Annotated in this window: 13 protein-coding genes and 1 pseudogene; 7 read left to right on the top strand and 7 right to left on the bottom strand. The window is 68.3% G+C overall.

From position 1 onward, the window contains the following. The first annotated feature begins 36 nt into the window (after nucleotides 1–36). Entirely contained in the window at nucleotides 37–756 is a 720-nt protein-coding gene (locus tag QHF83_RS44590; protein WP_282424215.1) for a transposase, read from the top strand. An 817-nt stretch (nucleotides 757–1,573) separates the two neighbouring features. Here QHF83_RS44590 and QHF83_RS44595 read toward each other — a convergent pair. Further along, nucleotides 1,574–3,112, bottom strand: a complete 1,539-nt coding sequence (locus QHF83_RS44595; protein WP_282424216.1) for a tannase/feruloyl esterase family alpha/beta hydrolase — start codon at nucleotides 3,110–3,112, stop codon at nucleotides 1,574–1,576. 56 nt (nucleotides 3,113–3,168) lie between these two features. Beyond that, nucleotides 3,169–4,611, bottom strand: coding sequence for a carboxylesterase/lipase family protein (locus QHF83_RS44600; protein WP_282424217.1), 1,443 nt, complete (start codon nucleotides 4,609–4,611; stop codon nucleotides 3,169–3,171). A gap of 393 nt (nucleotides 4,612–5,004) precedes the next feature. Here QHF83_RS44600 and QHF83_RS44605 point away from each other — a divergent pair, with 393 nt between their 5' ends. Continuing rightward, a complete protein-coding gene (locus QHF83_RS44605; RefSeq protein WP_282424218.1) occupies nucleotides 5,005–5,733 on the top strand; it encodes an NUDIX domain-containing protein in 729 nt (242 codons plus the stop codon). Nucleotides 5,734–5,944: 211 nt separating this feature from the next. Here the strand turns inward: QHF83_RS44605 and QHF83_RS44610 are convergent, their stop codons facing one another. Beyond that, nucleotides 5,945–6,637 carry a tyrosine-type recombinase/integrase gene (locus QHF83_RS44610; protein WP_282424219.1) on the bottom strand — a complete coding sequence of 231 codons (693 nt, stop codon included), beginning with the start codon at nucleotides 6,635–6,637 and terminating at the stop codon, nucleotides 5,945–5,947. On the opposite strand from QHF83_RS44610, the gene QHF83_RS44615 reads away from it, so the two are divergent. Continuing rightward, nucleotides 6,594–7,634: a peptide MFS transporter gene (locus QHF83_RS44615; protein ID WP_282424220.1), complete on the top strand. Its 1,041-nt coding sequence runs from the start codon at nucleotides 6,594–6,596 to the stop codon at nucleotides 7,632–7,634. The two genes, QHF83_RS44610 and QHF83_RS44615, sit on opposite strands and share 44 nt — an antisense overlap. Before the next feature lie 256 nt (nucleotides 7,635–7,890). Here QHF83_RS44615 and QHF83_RS44620 read toward each other — a convergent pair whose 3' ends face one another. Then, a complete protein-coding gene (locus QHF83_RS44620) occupies nucleotides 7,891–8,661 on the bottom strand; it encodes a hypothetical protein (RefSeq protein ID WP_282424221.1) in 771 nt (256 codons plus the stop codon). A 631-nt stretch (nucleotides 8,662–9,292) separates the two neighbouring features. Here QHF83_RS44620 and QHF83_RS44625 point away from each other — a divergent pair. Further along, nucleotides 9,293–10,264: a hypothetical protein gene (locus QHF83_RS44625; RefSeq protein ID WP_282424222.1), complete on the top strand. Its 972-nt coding sequence runs from the start codon at nucleotides 9,293–9,295 to the stop codon at nucleotides 10,262–10,264. A gap of 573 nt (nucleotides 10,265–10,837) precedes the next feature. After that, nucleotides 10,838–11,428, top strand: coding sequence for a hypothetical protein (locus QHF83_RS44630; protein WP_282424223.1), 591 nt, complete (start codon nucleotides 10,838–10,840; stop codon nucleotides 11,426–11,428). Nucleotides 11,429–11,531: 103 nt separating this feature from the next. Here QHF83_RS44630 and QHF83_RS44635 read toward each other — a convergent pair whose 3' ends face one another. Further along, the gene (locus tag QHF83_RS44635; protein ID WP_282424224.1) at nucleotides 11,532–11,936 is read right to left on the bottom strand and encodes a VOC family protein; all 405 of its coding nucleotides are present in this window, start codon (nucleotides 11,934–11,936) and stop codon (nucleotides 11,532–11,534) included. A gap of 87 nt (nucleotides 11,937–12,023) precedes the next feature. After that, complete coding sequence (locus QHF83_RS44640; RefSeq protein ID WP_282424225.1) at nucleotides 12,024–15,344, bottom strand: GAF domain-containing protein; 3,321 nt, start codon at nucleotides 15,342–15,344, stop codon at nucleotides 12,024–12,026. 289 nt (nucleotides 15,345–15,633) lie between these two features. Between QHF83_RS44640 and QHF83_RS44645 the strand changes: the two genes are divergently transcribed. Beyond that, nucleotides 15,634–16,857, top strand: a complete 1,224-nt coding sequence (locus tag QHF83_RS44645; RefSeq protein ID WP_282424226.1) for an acetyl-CoA C-acyltransferase — start codon at nucleotides 15,634–15,636, stop codon at nucleotides 16,855–16,857. A 47-nt stretch (nucleotides 16,858–16,904) separates the two neighbouring features. Then, the gene (locus tag QHF83_RS44650) at nucleotides 16,905–17,474 is read left to right on the top strand and encodes a peptidylprolyl isomerase (RefSeq protein WP_282424227.1); all 570 of its coding nucleotides are present in this window, start codon (nucleotides 16,905–16,907) and stop codon (nucleotides 17,472–17,474) included. Nucleotides 17,475–17,529: 55 nt separating this feature from the next. On the opposite strand, the pseudogene QHF83_RS44655 reads toward QHF83_RS44650, so the two are convergent. Further along, a pseudogene (locus tag QHF83_RS44655) lies at nucleotides 17,530–18,443 on the bottom strand (hypothetical protein); the annotation flags it as partial.

Here is an 18,443-nt window from a genome sequence, read left to right on the forward strand (position 1 = left end):
CAATGGATGTGTTCGCTACCGTGGGAACTACGCGTGGTGGTTGGCTATGACAGGGAATTGTGTGCGGCGGTGGTGGGCGCGTTCGTGGAGGAGCTATTGAGATCGTATCGATGGCGCGCGAAGCGTATGTTTGGCCTTTCGAGCGTTGAAGATGCGTTTCCCGGAGCCGTGACAGTCATCCAGCGATTCGACTCGGCGCTGCGGCTGAACGTGCATGCGCATACGCTCGTGCTGGATGGTGTGTACGTGCGGCGCGCGGGTATGGATGGAGAATGCTTGCCGTTTCTGCGGCTGTCAGCGCCGACGGAGGGTGAGGTCCAGAATGTCGCCGAGCGGACCGCAAAGCGGGTGGCGGCGATATTGAAGAACCGGGGCCGCTCGATCGAAGGCCTATCTGGCGGTGAAGTGGGAGACGATATCGAGCCTGCGCTTATGGCTTGTTATGGCGTGGCGGCGCGAGCGCCTGCGCTGCGCGTGGTGGAGCCGAGCCGAATACGTGAGGATGAGCGTGTAGCCGTCGTGATGGGTCTCAACGTCCACGCGGGAGCGGCGATCGATGGTCGGGATCGGAAACGCGTGGAGCGGGTGTGCCGGTACCTGGTGAGGTGCCGCCGCCGCGTTTTCATAGGGTGCGGTTTCACGGCGTGCTCGCGCCGAATGCGGCATTGCGAAGAGAAGTCGTTTCGTCGGCACGGTCATCGGCAGCGCCGAACGTCGCGCCACCCGAGCGCTTTTGCAGTTGCCTCTATTCGGTGAGCATTTCGATGTGGACGACGCCACCGGAGGAAAAGCGCGACGCAAGCCGTGGGCGTGGCTTTTGCGACATGTGTTCGCCATCGATGTGACAGCGTGTCCGAAGTGTGCGAGCACGATGCGGTGGCGAAACGTTACGCTTACACCGGATGCGATTCGCGAAGGGTTGGCCCGCGCGGGGCTCTCGGCGCGTGGACCGCCGATGCGTAAGCGTGTGCCCCTGGGGCAACTCTCGCTGCCATTCCCGAAAGCGCACCGGCGAGAGCAGCCCTGAGGCGGCGCCTTCGGTGGACGTCTCGCGCTCGCTGTCTGCCGGCGCCGATGCGTACGTGTACCCGCAGTGCCAGAGAATTCGATGACGAGCTCGACTTTCCGCGCGAGGCCCACGCGTGGTGGCGTCATGCCGTAGTCGGGGATACGGCCGCGGCGGGGGGCGGCGGGGCGACGGTTCCTGCTCGAGGGTGAAATTGGCTGGTTATTTGCCCTAAGCGCTCGGCTTGCGCGGTGCAGGTCGGGAGGCGGATGCTCGGGCGGAGGCCGTCGCCGAGGGTGACGCGGGCGTTCCACTTGCCGCGGGCTTGGTAGGCGTTGCCGGTGCGGGGGCGGGGCATGGGGGGAACTCCGGGTTGAGCGCAGGATGGCCGTAAGGGCGTCCCACGCTCGGCTGTAAACGCTACGTTTGGCACGTCAAGGCGCAACCGGAACCCGGAACTTCGGATTTAGCAGATGAAGCGCGGCGGAAGACGGGACCGCCGCCCTGGCGCTAGGTGGGTTCGCGCTGCTCGTGCGGTTGCTCGGCCAGTCTCATGGCAAGCCCTTCTCAGGGCTTCGTGCACGTATAGCTGGCAGCGGCGTTCACGTCGCCGCTGCCGTTGTACCGCGGATACTCCGGGTACTTGCAGAGCGGTCGCTGGAATTTCGAGGTCCCCGCCATGTCGAGCTTCGAGCTGACGAGGTTCTGCGTCGAAGGCGGCTTCCCTTCCTCGACCCAGTTTTCGAGGGGGCCCAGCAGATCGACGAAATCGGCGCCGGCGCCGTCCCCGCAGTGCTGCACGCCCGGCTGGAGGAAGAACTCCATGTTCGCGTCCCGCGCGGATTCGCCTCCCACGGCTCCGGCCACGCCATTCCAGTACTCGATCGAGGCCTTGTAGCTGATCGCCCAGTCGCTCGTCCCGTGCGCGAGGATGAGCTTCCCCTTGCGGGCGAAGAACGCCTTCAAATCGAAGGACGCGTCGAGGATTTCGGCTGCCTGCTCGATCTCGGGGAGGTGCTTGTCCGGCTCGAACTGGAGCGTGTCGTAGCTCGGGTCCTTCATGAGCCAGTAGCGGATGATCGACTCGGCGAGTAACATCTGCCCCGGGACCGGGATCACTCCCTGGATGCCGTCGATGAGCCAGGGCGACCAGCCTTCGCTCTCACCCTCGCCGCCGGGGCCCCAGCCGGGATAGATCGAGGTGCCGTCGGGCAGCTTGAACTCCCCATAGATCGCTTGCGCGGTCTCGAGCTGCTCCTGCGTCAGGCAGCTATCGTCATCCCCGGCCGCGCAGAGCAAGCTCGCCGGATCGAAGTTGCACGCCGCGACGTTGCTGACCACCCCGTCGGCGGTCCCGTCGAGCGCGTCGCATTCCACGAGCACGGCGCTGGTGATGGTGGCGGCCTTGGCCGCACTGATCTTCCCCCCCGGCGTGCCCAGCATGTGCTTCATGTTGTTGTGGAAGGCGAGAGAGAGCTCGGTGAAGCTATAGGCAGGGGCTCGCGCCACGATGCCGTCGAAGTCTTCGGGCCAGCGGGTCGCCTGGATCAGCGCCTCGCGACCGCCATTCGAGCAGCCCTCGAAGTACTTGCGCGCGGGCTGCTCGCCATAGCGCTCCTGGACGATCTCCTGAACGGCGCCGAGGACCTTGTGAATCTGCAGGTACCCGAAGTCCTTTTGCACCTCCGGGTTGTTGAGGAACACCGCGCCCATCGGATCGTCGTGCCCGCCATTGGAGGCCACGGTCACATACCCGCCCGAGGCGTCCCAGGGACGAAGGCTCACGGCAGGAATGGATCCGTCGAAGCCGCCGCCGCCCAGGTAATAGAGCTTCTTGTTCCATTCGGTCGGCAGGTACAGCTCGAACCGGAGGCTCGTGCCCAGCAGGCCCGTCACCTTGCAGTGCTCGCCAATTTCGTTGGCTGCCGCGACCAGCGTCGGATCGCTGAGCTTGGCCCCGCCGATCGTCTTGCCGGAGAGCGCGGCGCAGGCCTCTTGAGGGGTCTTTACCGGGGGCTCGGCGTCCGTGCCGTCGCTCGTGCAGGCGAAGAGCGTCACCGCGAGAATGCCGAGCAGCGCTTGATGTACCACCGAGTGTCTCTTCATGGTCTCATTTCCTCCGGGGCTGATGGATGGATCGGCGTACTTTGTTTGGTCGACGGTCAGGGCATGAGCTGGTCCCAGAAATTGCAGTGGTCCTTCTTCAGCCCCGCCTGCGTCGACGGCGTGAGATCCAGGACGATATTCTGATCGCTCACCGCGTCGTACTGGGGCCACGCGGCCGCGCCCGCGCTGTTCGGATCTCCGCTCTTCGCCATGTTGAACCAGTAGCTTTGCATCACGCTCGAGAGCTGCTTCTGCTCGGGAGTGAATGTGAGGCTCTCATCCCCAAATCCGATGTTCCCGACGTTCTCCCACCCCCCGAAGATGAACGGCAGCTCGGCCGAGTGGGGCGTGCCCAACGCTGCTCCAAGCGGCTCGTGGACGAAGCGGTAAAGGTAGGTCACGACGCCCGCCTTCGACAGCGCCTGCGCCGTCATGCGCGTGGGGCAAACCATCGTGACGTCTCCGAATACTTCGGCGAACGCAGCCCCGGGAGAGCCATAGGAAGCGCTCGGGTACATGGCCATGATCTCCGCGGATTTTCCGGGAAAGAAGCTTTCCAAGGTGGCCGCGTACGTCGCGTCGTCGGGGATCGGCAAACCGCCGCCGCCTTCATTCTTGTTCGTGCCCAGGAGCGTCGGCACCTTCGTGAAGTTTCCGTCCGCGAGCATCTTTTGAGGCGACTCCGGGATATTGAAGCCATCCGCGAATGGAAACCACCCGGCCGCCACGGCGAACAGGACCTCCTCCGAGGTCTTCCCGCGGAGGCACGAGAGTCTGTCCACCGCGTTGCTGCAACCGAGCGCATCCGTGAATCCGGCGCCCGTCGCCTCTGCCTGCTGCTTCGTGATGGCCGCCGTCGTGCATGTCCCGCTCTCGAGGATGGCACGCTGGAAGAGCCCCTTGCTCTGCGGCGAGAGCAGGTGCAGGCAGGTGCTGATACCGCCGGCGGACTGGCCGAAGATGGTGACATTGTCCGGGTCACCGCCGAAGGCCTGCACGTTCGCCTTCGCCCACACGAGCGCGGCGTGCTGATCCTCGATTCCATACATCCCGGACGAGGGGTGCGAGGCGTCCTCGGCCGAGAGATCGGGGAGAGCGAGGAAGCCCAGCGGGCCGAGCCGATAATTGATGGTAATGACGACGGCGCCCGTGGCCTCCGAGAGGGCCTGACCATCGAAATCCCTGCCGCTGCCGGCTGCGAATGCGCCGCCATGGATCCAGAAGAGCACCGGGGCCTTTTCCGAGGCAGGGTTCGCTGGAGCCCATACGTTGAGCGTGAGACAGTCCTCGCTGGTCCCCGGCGCGAGTTTGCCTGCCTCACTGGATTGAAGGCACGCCGGACCGTACGCCGTCGCGTCGAGCGGCGCTGACCAGGCGGCGGCGGGCACGGGGGGCTTCCACCGTAATGCGCCGACAGGCGGCGCGGCGTAAGGGATGCCGAGGAAGACGTTCGTTTGGCCTTTGAATGTACCCGCGACCGGGCCTTTGTCGGTCGTCACGACCGGTGCCTCGCCGGCGCCCCCGGCGCCCCCGCCGCCGTCGCCAGTGCCGGTGCTCGTCGAGGTCGCGCCCCCGCCGCCATCGCCAGTGCCGGTGCTCGTCGAGGTCGCGCCCCCGGAGCCACAGGCCGCAGCAAAGGTGAGTGCGAATGCGACCCCAAGCGCAATCGAAGCGGACGGATGCATGAATATCCTCCAGGTCGCGTGAAGTGACCTCAGGACGCGACCGAGAGCCGCAGCACCACCCAGGAGCTGCAGGCACCTCTCGACCACGCTGGTTGCGTACTACATACACAACTAGCACCGGCTGGTTGCGTTTGCAAGACACAACCAACCAGGGTTAGAGTCCCGGTGTCAGCGCGGCCGTCGTCACGACACCTCGAGCGCCCCACCATGGATCCTGCCGCCCCGCTCAAGAAGTTCTTCGCCACCATCGATAGGGACGTGATCCCTCACCTCAGCCTGGACTGCGTCGTGTTTGGATTCGATGGCGAGGCGCTCGAGGTCCTGCTTCTGCGGTGGCGGAACCTGGATCGCTGGTCGCTGCCTGGCGGCTTCGTCCGCTGGGACGAGTCGCTCGATGCGGCGGCGCAGCGCGTCCTGCGCGAGCGCACGAGCCTGACGCAGAATCTGGAGCAGTTTCACGCGTTCGGCGCGCTGGACCGGGGCGGGAGCGAGGTGCGCCCCGCGTTCGCTGCGATGGGTGTAGAGGTGCCGGAGGGGCACTGGCTCGCAGGTCGGATCGTGAGCATCGGCTACCTGGCACTGGTGCGGTTCGCCGAGGTGCGGCTGAACCTCGGCAACGTGGTGGAAGAGTGTCGCTGGTGGGACGTGCGCGCCCGGCCTCCGATGACGCTCGACCACGACGCCATCATCACCCGCGCGCTCGACACGCTGCGGATCCGTGCGCGCTCCTTTCAGCTCGGCGGCGCCCTGATGCCAGAAAAGTTCACGATGCCCGAGCTGCAGCGCTTATACGAGGCGGTGCTGGGACACGCGCTCGATCGGCGTAACTTCCGAAAGAAGGTTCTGGAGCTCGGCATCGTGGAGCAGCTCCCGGAGTTCAGGACGGGCCAGCGACACCGCGCGGCAAATCTCTACCGGGCTCGCCCCGAAGACTGAGCGCCTTGGAGCGCGTCCCCCGGCAGCTTCAGCAGTGCTGCGGCTGTAAACGGGAGCAGCCAAGGGGCGTGCGATGGGCGACCACGTGACACATCATGCTGCCCAGAGGATCGCCAGATCCAACCGCCCCAACTCCCCCAGTCCAAGCTCCGCCGCCGTCCTCGCCGCCCGCCTGTACCGATTAATCATCACACTCGACCTGTGCCCCGTCCTATCCTGCACCCACGCCTCGCTCTTCCCGTTCGCCGAGCGCGATCGTGATGAACGTCGCCCGCGTGTCATGCAGCCGGATCGGCTGCCGCGCCTTGCTCTTCTCGAACAGCACCGGCCGCGTGATCCCCGCCGCGCGCAGGTGCTCCCGATACCGCTCCGCCGCGTGGTTCTCCCCGATCTCCTCCCCGCACTCATCAACAAACACGAGCGCATCATCCCCCACGTCCGCCCCCTCCCGCGCCCGCACCTCTCGCCAGGCCCGCAGCGCCGCTGCCACTCCGGCCGATAGCGCCCACGCGCGCGGGTCATCCGTCTTGTTCTCATCGAGCGTCACCGCCCCGCGCTCGAGATCGAAGTCCCTCCACGTCAGCCGCGCGACCTCGCTCCGGCGCAGCCCCTCGCGATGGAGGAACCCATAGAAGACGCGCCACGCGAGCGGCACCTCGACCGACGCGAGCAGCCGCGCGTCCTCGTCCGGGTATATCCACCCCTTCGCCTTGCCGGCCCCCACCTTGGGCAGGAAGCCGCGGGGCAGGGGGCTCGCGGCGATGAGGCGGAGCGGGAAGACGGCCATCGCGCAGAGGCGGTGGAGGATCTGCGCGACATGCCGCCGCGTCGCGGAGGCGCGCTCGGGCGGGATGCCGCGCATGACGAGCTCCGCATGGTCGAGCGTGAATCTGTCGATCGGCACGTCCCCGGCGACGGGATACACGTATCGCTCGAGCCGGCTCCTCATCATCGGCAACGGCTTCTTCAAGCCGAACATCTCGACCCAGGTCGGCAACCTCTATCCGCCCAGCGACAAGCGCCGCGACGGCGCGTACACGATCTTCTACATGGGCATCAACCTGGGTGCGTTCCTGACGAACCTCGTCTGCGGCACCCTCGCCCAGAACAACGGCTGGCGGTACGGCTTCCTCGCGGCGGGCATCGGCATGGTGCTCGGCCTCTTGATCCAGTTCTTCTTCGGGCCGAGCACGCTCGCGCCGGACACGCTCAAGAAGCGCGAGGACAACAAGGGGGAACCCCAGGCCGTGGTGAAGGAGGAGAACGAGGGGCAGCGCATGGGCGCGCTCGTCATCCTCTGCGCGCTGAACATCATCTTCTGGGCCGTCTACGAGCAGCAGGGCAACACGATGCAGACGTGGGCCGACGAGAAGACCGTCTGGCCCGTCATCTTCGGCTTCCAGATCCCCTCGACCTGGTTCCAGTCGTTCAACCCGTTCTTCATCTTCCTCTTCGCGCCGATCCTGGACCGCATCTGGGCGGCGCAGGCGAAGAGCGGCAAGGAGATGTCGAGCGTCACGAAGATGGCCGTCGGCTGCATCATCCTCGGCCTCTCGTTCATCGTGATGGTCGGGGGCGCGCAGATGATCGGCGGGGGCAAGGGCAGCGTGATGTGGCCGCTCGTCTGCACGGCGCTGCTCACGATTGGCGAGCTTTACCTCTCGCCGATCGGCCTGTCGCTCGTGACGAAGGTTTCGCCGGTGCGGTTCGTGTCGATGATGATGGGCATGTGGTTCATGTCGAGCTTCTTCGGCAACATCCTGAGCGGCTACATCGGCATTCTCTACACGAAGTGGTCGCCGACGAACTTCTTCCTCCTGCTCATGGGCCTCGGCGTCGCCGCCGGCCTCGCGATCGCAGCGTTCAACAAGCCGCTGCGCAAGGCGATGGGGAATCACTGACACGCACGTAGCGTCGTCCGGCCCCGCGCGCGCCACGCCGCGGCGTTGTCGGACGGCACAACGCCACGCCGCGGCGTTGTCGGGCGGCGCAACGCCCGCCCGCCCCGTCCCCCGCATCCCGCAAGGCAAGACATCCGCGTCGCGCGCTCGCGCGAGGGCGCGGCGCGGCGTGGGGGAGTCGGGCGACGGTTCGGGTCACCCTTGTCCAGGATGGTGAGGGGAGGGGCGCGCGTTGCCCGGGCGGGCGACGCTCGGCTCAACCTTCCTTGGAAGGTTCAACGGTCGGCGCCGGCGTGATCGTGCCGGGCGAGGGCGCGGGGTATCGCTTCGCGAGCGCGTGGAGGGATTCGAGGAGGGGCTGGGTCCGCGGGAGGTCATCGGGCGCGCCGTGCGCGTGTATCCACGCGATGGAGTCCACCACCTCACTGAAGGCCGCAGCGCAAGCAGCGACCGCGGCGCGACGGCGTTCGCTCGGCCGGCGGCCCGTGCCTTCGCCGTGGCCGATGGCGTCGGCGAGGGCGTCGGTCGATTGTTGAATTTCGGCGATGACGGTTTCGAGGTCGAGGAGGGTGATGTCGGCGGTGTGCTGGGGCTGCTTGGTGAGCTCGAGCTGGGCGCGGCCGAAATCGACTTCCTGCTGATAGCGGAGATTCGTCTGGCTGGTGCCAGCGCCGCGCAGGAAAGCCTTTTGCAATCGAGCGGCAGCCGCGCGTTTGTCAGGGTTCGGGTCGTGCGTCGCGGCGAGGAGGAGGGCGCCGAGGCGCTTTTGCGTCGTATCCCATGCGATATCCGCGTCCTTGGCGGCATCCGCGCCGCCGCGCGCCGCGCCAAGGGCCGCGAGGGCCCAGGTGAGGCGGAGTTTCCAGGTGATTTGCACGGGTGCGTCGGAGAGGGATTTGGCCGACGATGAGGAGCCTGCCGCCTGATAGGATGTCGTGTCGATGAGCGCCCAGGGGCCGTCGGAGAGGGCCTGGACGAAGGCTTGAAAGCCCTCCTCGGGGACGTGGGCAAAGCTGGGTGCTGACATTGGATTCCTCCTTGGGCAGGGACCGTACGTGAGGGGGGAGGGGGATGTAAAGGTTCACGTGTGGGGAGGGAGGAGGAAAGAGGCGGGGGCGGAGGCGGAAGCGGGAGCGGGAGCGGAAGCGGCAACAGGGATCTGTTTATGTACCGTTCTTGAGGAAGGCAGGGGCAGGTCGAGCGTCAGGTGGGCGGTGGACCTTGCCAGGTGTGGCGACCGCCATGGCGGAGGGTGGCGGCCGCCAGGTGAAGATCGGTGAAGTGCTCGGTAATCGGCGTCCCTTTCGTTTGGCATGGCGCGCGCGATGGCGACGCGCATACGCTCGTGCTGGATGGGGTGTACGTGCGGCAGGCGGGTATGGATGGAGAATGCTTGTCGTTTCTGCGGCTGACAGCGCCGACCGGCGCCGATGCGTACGTGTGCCCGCAGTGCAAGAGAATTTCGAGGACGAGCTCGACGTTCCGCGCGAGGCCCACGTGTGGTGGCGTCATGCCGTAGTCGGGGATACGGCCGCGGCGGGGGGCGGCGGGGCGACGGTTCCTGCTCGAGGGTGAAATTGGCTGGTTATTTGCCCTAAGCGCCCGCTAACCTTGGGCGCTGTCGGTCCGTTCAGCGCCGCAACCTGCGAGTGATAACAATGTCTGGAGCTTCCCTCCTCGTCGATGGCTTGAGAATGGAGCGCATCCCCACGCGGGCGGTGCGCCTTGCGGGCGCTCCCGTCGCCGAGACGCGGATCCGCGAGGTCGCGTTCGTGGGCACCGATCTGTGGGCTCAGATCGACGGCGCCGTCTACCGTCTCCGCGGAGAAGACTGCCGTCTCCAGATATCGCTGCCGCCGGGGATTCGCATGAATCGCGCGGTGGAGCGCTGGGTCGAGTTCCGCCAAGCACGCGGAATGGGGGCGATCGACGACTCGGTGCCGAGCGACGTTCGCGTCGCGGGCGTATGGGTGTACGACGCTGCGCAAGAACGCTGGCACTCGGGCCCCTGGCCCGCGGCCATGCGCTGCTACGTCATCGACAGCGACAGGTCCCGCGAGCCCGAAGACTGCGTCATCGACAACCCGGTCGATGGGGTCTCCTTCGACGCGTCGAGCTGGGGAGATCGTCACTTCATCCATGCCTGCGCGCCGGACGGGCAACGGATCGCGCTCGACGATTGGGTCCTCGACCTGGCGACGGGCTGGGTCAGCAGCTTCGGGCGGTTCGACGAAGCGTCGATACCCGAGGATCTCCCGATCATCGAGGCCCGCGGGATCGCCCTCGACTCCGCCGACTTCGGCGAAGCCGTCGCGCGCGACGACGAGGGCAAGGTCTGGTGGGTCCGCAACATCGCCGAATTTGGGCTAGACCACTTGTGGGAACGGGGGATCCGCGGAGCCCTGGGGCGCGGCTCGGACGTGATCGCGTGGGTGGATCGCAGGTGCGAAGCCGCGGCGTTCTCTCCCGACGCCAAGCGCGTGGCGTTCATGAGCGGTGAGCGGGTCTGGATTGTCGACGCCGCGAACCCCACGGGCCCGTCGACGTTCGCGTACACGGTCGACACCGGCGTGATGGTCGACGATCGCGTGGCGGTCGATCCTCGCGACGACGACGACGCGCCCTTCTGAGGCTCCGCGTCAAGCGTCGCCCCTGGCTGCCCGAGCGGAGGAGCTCGCGCGGGGAGCGGGAGCGGGAGCGGAATCGGGAGCCGAGGAGGGGGCGGAGGGCGGGCGGGCAGGCACCTCGGCAGGGGAGAGGCACGTCGGCGCGTGGGCGGGTGGGCGCCTGGGGAGCCGATGGGGGCTTCGGAGGGTGGGTGGGTGATTGCCTCGGCAGGGGAGAGGGCGTCGGAGCGCGGGCAGTTGGTTCACTCGGCTGGCGAGGGGTTCATCAGCGCGCGAGTGGATGAGCGTCTGGGCGGCTGTGCGAGCCATTGGAGCGTCAACTGCGCGAGATGATTCTCATCCTGCACGCGTGGGGACCAAGAATCGCAGGTGGAGCGTGCGAGTTGCGGGCTGGCGACCGGAAAGCCTCAATGACCGGAACTGGGAGGCAGGGCCGCGAGGCTTGCGGGGCGCGAGAGGCGAGCCCCAACGGGGCGTCGAGGCGACCGCGGGAGCGTAGGCGGCAAGCGGCGGGCGGATTCATGCTCACACTTGACACAGCATCCGGCCGTGTGCCGTATGGACAGCAACATGTCGATGCGCAAGATTCGATACGGTCTGACCGGGGGGGTGTGGCTGCTGGTCGCTCTCTCCGCCGCGCTGAACATCTCCTGCGGGAACTCCAACCCCGAGGTCCTGCGGGACACGACAGGCGCGACGTTCTCGTTGACGTGCACTGACGACGAGGGCTGCGCGATAAAGCCCCTCGATGCGCCGCCGCCGGTGCCGTGCGACAGCGGCAGCGGCAGCCCCGGCAGGGTTTTTTATTCGCATTCCTGGGATAGGTTCATCGAGATCTGCTCGGCCGTCGGGTTGGACAGCGGCGGGTGGTTCACGGATGCGTCGATGTGCAGGTTCGTCGCGTGCGACGCGGACGACGAGTGCCCGCAATTTTCGAACGTCGAGTACGCGTGCTCCGCCGGCCTGTGCCAGAACGTCGAGCGGAAGGGAGAGATCAGCGATCCTGGGGACGTGGTCACGCTCTGCATGGCCAACGAGCCGCGCCCCTCGGATTGCCGAGCGCAGACCGACGATCCCGAGGTAAGGGCGCATTTCGAGCGCGCGCACGCGAGCTGCGATAGCGCGACCGGCGTCTGCAAGGTCCCTGCGGATTGCCGGCAGCCCTGAGAGGGTGTTCCGGTGCGTAGCGCCGGGGTTTCACCCCGGATCCGACGAGGGGCTCGTCGGCGCGCGAGCCATTGGAGCGTCAACGGCGCGAGATCCGCGCGGCTTACTGCACGGCCTCCTTTGGATCCATCCACACCACCTCCCAGTGGTGCCCGTCGAGGTCCTCGAAGCTCCGGCTGTACATGAACGCGTGGTCCTCCGGCGGTCCCCCGTCCTTGGCGCCGCAGGCGAGCGCCTTCGTCCACATCGCTTCCACCTCGGCGCGGCTCTCGCACGAGATCCCGTAGGCCCCCTCCACGTGCGTCTTGGTGTCGCAGATCTGCTTCTTGGTGAACGTCTTGAAGAGGTCCTCGACGACCAGCATCGCGTAGGCGTGCTTGCCGATGAGCATGCAGGCTCCGTTCTCGGAGTCGAACTTCGGGTTGAACGTGAAGCCGAGGGCCTTGAAGAACGCCACGGTGCGATCGAGGTTCTTGATGGGCAGGCTGACGAAGAGCTTGTGGGACATGAGGTCCTCCTTTGGCGCCATGGACTCCCCGCCGGCGGAAAAATCATCGGTCGCCTGCAGCTTTGCCCGCCGCCGGGGCCCTGAGCCTCAAGCCAGGAGCGTCCGCAGACTCGCGATCGTGACGACGAGCTCCGTCGGATCCACGGGCTTCGGCACGTGCATCTGGAACCCCGCGTTCAGCGCGCGCACGCGATCCTCGGGCCGGGTGTACGCGGTGAGCGCGATGGCCGGCACCGTCGCGATCCGATCCGGCGTGCGGCTTCGGATCTTGCGGATGAGCGAGAGGCCGTCGTCGCCCGGCATCGCGAGGTCCGAGACCAGGACGTCGGGCACGAAGTCGGACAGGATGCGCAGGGCTTCGGCCGCGTCGGCCGCGGTCTTCACGGTCGCGCCCGCGATGTCGAGGATCTCGGAGAGGATCTCCCGCGCGTCGGGTTCGTCGTCGACGACCAGGATCGACAAGCCCGCGAGCGCGCGCTTCTCGGCGCGGCGTTCGTCGGCCGGAGGGCCCTCTGCGGGCAGCGGGCGCGGCTTGGCGATCGGGAGCTTGACCGTGAACTTCGCGCCCGTGTCCGGGCCGTCGCTCTCGGCGCGCACCGTGCCGCCGTGCGCCTCGACGAGGTGACGCACGATCGAGAGCCCGAGCCCGAGGCCGCCCGAGGCGCGCGTGAGCGTGCCGTCGCCCTGGCGGAAGCGCTCGAAGATGTGCGGCAAGAGCTCGGGGCGGATGCCGCGGCCGCTGTCCTGGACCACGAGCACCGCCTCGTCGCCGGCGCGCGCGAGCCGCACGTCGATGCGGCCGCCCTTGGGGGTGAACTTGATCGCGTTCGAGAGCAGGTTCCACACGACCTGCTGGAGCCGGCTCGGGTCGCCGAAGATCGGGACGTTGCCCGGGTCGAAGGCCGTGTGCAGGGTGATCTCGCGGTTCGTCGCGCCCGGCGTGACGGAGTGGACCGCGGCCTCGACGACGGGGCCGAGCTCCAGGGTCGACGGGTCGAGGCGGAGCTTGCCGGCCGTGATGCGCGAGGCGTCGAGCAGGTCGTCGATGAGCTTCGCTTGATGCACGGCGTTGCGCTCGATCGATTCGAGCGCGCGCGGCTGGTTGCCCTCGCGGACGGCGCCGGTGCGGAGCATGCGCGCCCAGCCGAGGATGGCGTTGAGCGGCGTGCGCAGCTCGTGCGAGACGACGCCGAGGAACTCGTCCTTCACGCGGCTCGCCTCCTGGGCCTCGTGGAGGAGGCGCGCGTTGTCGAGCGCGAGCGCGGTGCGCTGGCCGAGCTCCTCGGCGAGCGCGAGGTCGGCCTGGGTGTAGCGCGCGCGCGTGGTGCCGAACGAGAGCACGCCGAGGGTGTGGCCACGCGCGATGAGCGGCACGACGATCGACGACGTGGTGCCGATGTGGCGGAGGATCGCGAGGTGCTCGTCGTCGGCGGCGATGGAGCAATGCGTGGCGTCGTCGATGATGCGCAGAAGCTTCGCCTTGCCCGTGCGCGCGGCCTCGCTGATCGGGTGGTTCGGGCCGAAGGGATAACGCGAGCGCATGTCGCGCAGGATCGCTTCCTTCTCGGGATCCTCGTGCAAGGCGCTCACGAACTGCGGGGTGCCGTCCTCGTCGAGGCTGCAGACGATGCAGTAGCCCGCGAAGTTCGGCACGGCGACGCGCGCGAGCGCCTCGGAGATCGCCGCGGGATCGAGCGAGGCGTTGAGCACGGCGCTCGCCTCGGCGAGCAGGGCGAGGCGCCTGCGCTCGACGTCGGCCTCGGCGCGGGCCTTGCGCTCGGCCTCGTAGAGGTAGGCGCGCTCGAGCGACTGCGTGCAGGTGCGGGCGAGGTGCAGGATGAACGCGTTGTCCTCGCTCGCGCGCCGGCTCGACCGGTGGTAGCGCAGCGCGAGCCCGCCGATGGCGCGATCCTCGACGACGAACGGCACGGCGGCGACGCAGCACGGCACGTCGGAGGTGCCGTGCGCGAGGTGCGGGTAGCGCGCGCGGTAGGTCTCCTCGTCGAGGAAGAGCGGCGCCTGGCTGCGGACGGCGTCCGTGAGCGGCGCGGCGAAGCTGAGCTTCATGGAGTCGTAGCGGTCGAGCGTCTCGCGCGTGTGGCCGATGGCGCGGACGAGGTCGAGGTGCTCGCCGTCGCCGGAGACGGTGGCGACGATGGCCTTGCAGCTCGGCAGCATGTCGCGCACGTGGTCGACGATCGTCTCGGCGACCTTGATGCGGCTCATCGTGTCGGAGAGCGCGGCCGTCATGCGCTGCAGGGCGACGAGGCGCATCGTCGCGAGCTCGGCGGCGGCGCGGGCGCGCTCGGTGGCCTCGTAGAGGCGCGCGCGCTCGATCGCTTGCGACGACTGGCGCGCGAGCGTGAGCAAAAACGAGCGGTCCTCGTGCGAGAGGACGCGGGGCTCGCGGAAGGAGAAGAGGATCGCGCCCGTGGCCCGGTCGTCGACCAGGAGGGGCAGGCAAGCGAGCGACTTCGGCGGGGCCTGGCCCTCCGGATCGAGCTCGGCGAGGGCCCGCGCTTCGGCGACGGCGGCCTCGGTTTCGAGCCAGAGCGGCTGCTTCTTGCGCACGGCCTCGGCCAGCGGTCCCGGCGCATCTTCGGCGATGCGGGCGCCGCGCGAGAGTGTGCCCAGAACGAACCCGAGCGCGCCGATGATCTCGAGGGAGCCGTCCTGGGTGCACCGCGCGAGCGCGGCGGCGCGGGCCTCGACGGCGACGAGGCCTTGTTGCAGCACGGCGTCGGCGACCTGGGCGGGCGTGAGGGCCGCGGCCAGGCTCGAGGTGAGGGCTTGCAGCCGCGAGGTGCGGGCGGCGGCGCGCTCGGCGGCCTCGCGGGCGCGCTGCTCGGCGGCGTGCAGGCGCGCGTTGTCGATCGCGAGCGCGGCGCGCCGGGCGAGGTCCTGGGCGATCGCGAGATCGGCGTGGCCGTACCTCCGGCCCGAGTCGGCCGTGGCCAGCGTGAGCACGCCGATCGTACGGCCCGAGGCGACGAGGGGCGCGCTGATGGACGAGATCGTGCCGAGCACGGACGCGGGCAAGAACGGGTGGCTCCGCGGGGTAGGGACGGCGTCGTTGCTCGGCGTGAGCAGGGGCTCGCCGCGCGCGAGCAGGCGCGGGCCGACATCGGCGAACCACAGGCCGCTCTCGCGCGGCAACGCGTGGGTCGTGAGCAGGTGCTCCTTGGCGGGGTCGACGTGCACGGCCTCGACGCGGTGCAGGCGTCCGTCTTCTTCGAGCAGGTCGATGACGCAGTAATCGCAGAGCGTCGGCACGCTCAGGCGGGCCAGATTCGCGAGTGTCGTGTGCAGATCGAGAGAACTTGCCAGGCGCTCGCCGGCTCGCGCCAGGAAGGCGAGTTGCTCCTCGGTAGGACCGGGCTCGCGCGCTCGGTGCTCGGTGCTTTTCATGGCAATCCGTCGGTGCGCGGCGCTCCCCCCCACGCGATGACGTCTCCGGAGCGTACCTTCATTTTCATCGTGACACGCGACAAAAAGGCCTCGCCGGAGAAAACGTGCTGCGTCTCGGTCCGTCTGTGACGTTCCTCCAAGCGCATCATGTCCGCAGGATTTGCGCGCATGCGCGGCCGCATCGAATGCACGTGATGCGAGGCGCATGAAGGCTCACCTCGCGCGCCGCGAAGGGTGAGGAAAACGAAGCTTTGCGAAGGCTCGGGGGCTGGGACTAGAGTCCCTTCGCATGAGCACGCGACAGTCTCTTTTGCCTCGCGAGGTCTACGTCGTCGACGCCGTCCGCACGCCGATCGGGCGTTACGCCGGAGGGCTCGCGAGCGTGCGGCCCGACGACCTCGCGGCGCACGTCGTGTCGGCGCTGGCGAAGCGGAACGAGGCGCTCGCACCGCGGCTCGATCACGTGGTGTTCGGTGCGACGAACCAGGCGGGCGAGGACAACCGGAACGTCGCGCGCATGGCGCTGCTCATCGCGGGCCTGCCGTACGAGGTGCCGGCGGTGACGGTGAACCGGCTCTGCGGCTCGGGTCTCGAAGCGGTCGCGGACGCGGCGCGGATGATCGCCGTGGGCGAGGCGTCGTGCGTGATCGCGGGCGGGGTCGAGAGCATGACGCGCGCGCCGTTCTCCATGCCGAAGCAGGCCAGCGCGTTCGATCGCACGCCGCCGCCGGTCTACGACACGACGCTCGGCTGGCGGTACGAGAACCCGCGGATGAAGGCGCGTTTCCCGCTGATCTCGATGGGCGAGACGGCCGAGAACGTGGCCGAGAAGTACGGCGTCTCCCGAGAAGATCAGGATCGCTTCGCGGTCGAGTCGCAGCGCCGGGCCGCCGAGGCGTGGAAGGGCGGGGCCTTCGCGGCCGAGGTGGTGCCCGTGCCGATCCCGCAAAAGAAAGGCGATCCCGTGCTGTTCGACCGCGACGAGTCCGTGCGCGAAGGCACGACGGTGGACGCGCTCGCGAAGCTGCCGGCGGTGTTCAAGAAGGGCGGCAGCGTGACGGCGGGCAACTCCTCGCCGATCAACGACGGCGCCTCGGGGCTCTTGCTCGCGTCGGCGGAGGTCGTCGCGCAGGCGGGCGTGACGCCGCTCGCGCGCGTGCTCGGCAGCCAGACGGCCGGCGTGGATCCGAGCTTCATGGGCGAGGGGCCGATCCCCGCCGTCCGAAAGTTGCTCACCCGGGCGGGCCTTCAGGCCTCGGACGTGGATCTCGTCGAGCTGAACGAGGCGTTCGCGGCGCAGGCGCTCGCGTGCGTGCGCGCGCTCGAGCTCGACCCGTCGCGCGTCAACGTGAACGGGGGCGCCATCGCGCTCGGCCACCCGATCGGCTCGTCGGGCGCGCGGATCGCCTGCACGCTCGTGCACGCGATGAAGGCGCGCGAAAAGAAGCTCGGCCTCGCGTCGCTCTGCATCGGCGTGGGGCAAGGGATCGCGGCTCTGTTCGAAAAAGTCTGAGGGGGATCGGGGCCCGATGGCCCCAGGTAAAGAAGGAAGGAAGAGACATGGAATTTCCGGCCATCAACGTGCCCGGCCAAGGGCAACTCCACGCGCGGCTCGTCACGACGCTCGGCGAGATCATCATCCGGCTCGAGGAGGAGCGCGCGCCGAACACCGTGAAGAACTTCGTCGGCCTCGCGACGGGCACGATCAGCTGGACGGACCCGAAGACCGGGCAGGCCCAGCAGAACAACCCGCTCTACAACGGCGTCCGCTTCCACCGGGTGATCCCGAGATTCATGATCCAGTGCGGCGATCCGCTCACGCGTCACCTGGACACGGGGGCGCGGTGGGGCACAGGCGGACCGGGCTACAAGTTCGCCGATGAGTTCCACCCGGAGCTCCGGCACGACGGGGCGGGCGTGCTCTCCATGGCGAACAGCGGCCCGGGGTCGAACGGGTCGCAGTGGTTCATCACGGAGGGGCCGACGCCGCACCTCAACAACAAGCACTCGGTCTTCGGCCGGGTCGTGAGTGGTCAGGACGTGGTCAACAAGATCGCGAACGTCCAGACCACGCGGGATCGGCCGGTGCAGGACGTGGTGCTCGAGCGGGTGGAGATCTTCCGGCAGTAGCCGGAGCGGGCGAACGGGCGCCGGGCCTCCATGGAGACCCGGCGCGCGGCTTCGATCAGGGCTGGCAGGTCTTGTTCGCGCCCGCGCCCATGCACTTGTTGGTGAGGCAATCGGCGTTCGCGTTGCACGGGGCGCCGACCTCGCCCTTGCAGACGCCGGCCCCGTCGCAGGCCTTGTTGCCCATGCAGGTCGTCATGGCGTTCGTGTCGTCCTGGTTGACCGGCACGTTCGAGCAGGTGCCCTCCTGGCCCATGACGTTGCACGCCTTGCACGTCCCGGTGCAATCGGTGTCGCAACAGACGCCGTCCGCGCAGAATCCGCTCCCGCACTCGTCGTTGTTCGCGCACGCCGCCGCGATGCACTTCTTCGGGCACGTGCCGCCGCAATCGACGCCGGTCTCGTCGCCGTTCATCACGCCGTCGTCGCAGGCGACGCACGTGTGGTCGGGCAGGCACGTCGCGTTCGCGCCCGTGCAGTCGGCGTCGGCGACACAGGCCACGCACGTGTACTCGTGGCATTTCGGCGTCGGATCGTTGCAGTCCCCGTCGTCCAAGCAATCGACGCACATGCCGGCTTCGTTGCACACGCCGCCCTGGCAGGGGTCGCCGGGCGTCGGCACGTGCATGGGCATGCCGTTCACGCAGGCCGAGTCCGTGCAGGGGTTGCCGTCGCCGGACGGCGTGTCTTGCTCGTCGTCGATCTCCCTCTCGCCGCCCATGCCGTCGCAGACGAGGTCCTTGCAGTCGCCGTCGGTCGGGTCGGGCAGGCCCATGCCGTCGGGCGCGTCGGTCGCCTCGCACTTCCCCTGAACGCAGTCCCACTCGCGGCAAGCCGTGTTCGCCGGGCAATCCGTGGGGTTCTGGCAAGGCGTGCCGCCCGAGCCACCCGCGCCGCCGACGCCGCCGACCCCGCCCGCGCCGCCGACGCCGCCGACCCCGCCCGCGCCGCCGACGCCGCCGACCCCGCCCG

This window comes from Polyangium sp. 15x6 (assembly GCF_029960785.1).
Classification (GTDB): Bacteria; Myxococcota_A; Polyangia; order Polyangiales; family Polyangiaceae; genus Polyangium.

Coding starts and splice junctions, on each gene's coding strand:
- QHF83_RS44595 (WP_282424216.1), bottom strand. CDS start 3,112: ATGAAGAGACACTCGGTGGTACATCAAGCGCTGCTCGGCATTCTCGCG.
- QHF83_RS44605 (WP_282424218.1), top strand. CDS start 5,005: ATGGATCCTGCCGCCCCGCTCAAGAAGTTCTTCGCCACCATCGATAGG.
- QHF83_RS44615 (WP_282424220.1), top strand. CDS start 6,594: ATGACGAGCTCCGCATGGTCGAGCGTGAATCTGTCGATCGGCACGTCC.
- QHF83_RS44620 (WP_282424221.1), bottom strand. CDS start 8,661: ATGTCAGCACCCAGCTTTGCCCACGTCCCCGAGGAGGGCTTTCAAGCC.
- QHF83_RS44625 (WP_282424222.1), top strand. CDS start 9,293: ATGTCTGGAGCTTCCCTCCTCGTCGATGGCTTGAGAATGGAGCGCATC.
- QHF83_RS44630 (WP_282424223.1), top strand. CDS start 10,838: ATGCGCAAGATTCGATACGGTCTGACCGGGGGGGTGTGGCTGCTGGTC.
- QHF83_RS44635 (WP_282424224.1), bottom strand. CDS start 11,936: ATGTCCCACAAGCTCTTCGTCAGCCTGCCCATCAAGAACCTCGATCGC.
- QHF83_RS44640 (WP_282424225.1), bottom strand. CDS start 15,344: ATGAAAAGCACCGAGCACCGAGCGCGCGAGCCCGGTCCTACCGAGGAG.
- QHF83_RS44645 (WP_282424226.1), top strand. CDS start 15,634: ATGAGCACGCGACAGTCTCTTTTGCCTCGCGAGGTCTACGTCGTCGAC.
- QHF83_RS44650 (WP_282424227.1), top strand. CDS start 16,905: ATGGAATTTCCGGCCATCAACGTGCCCGGCCAAGGGCAACTCCACGCG.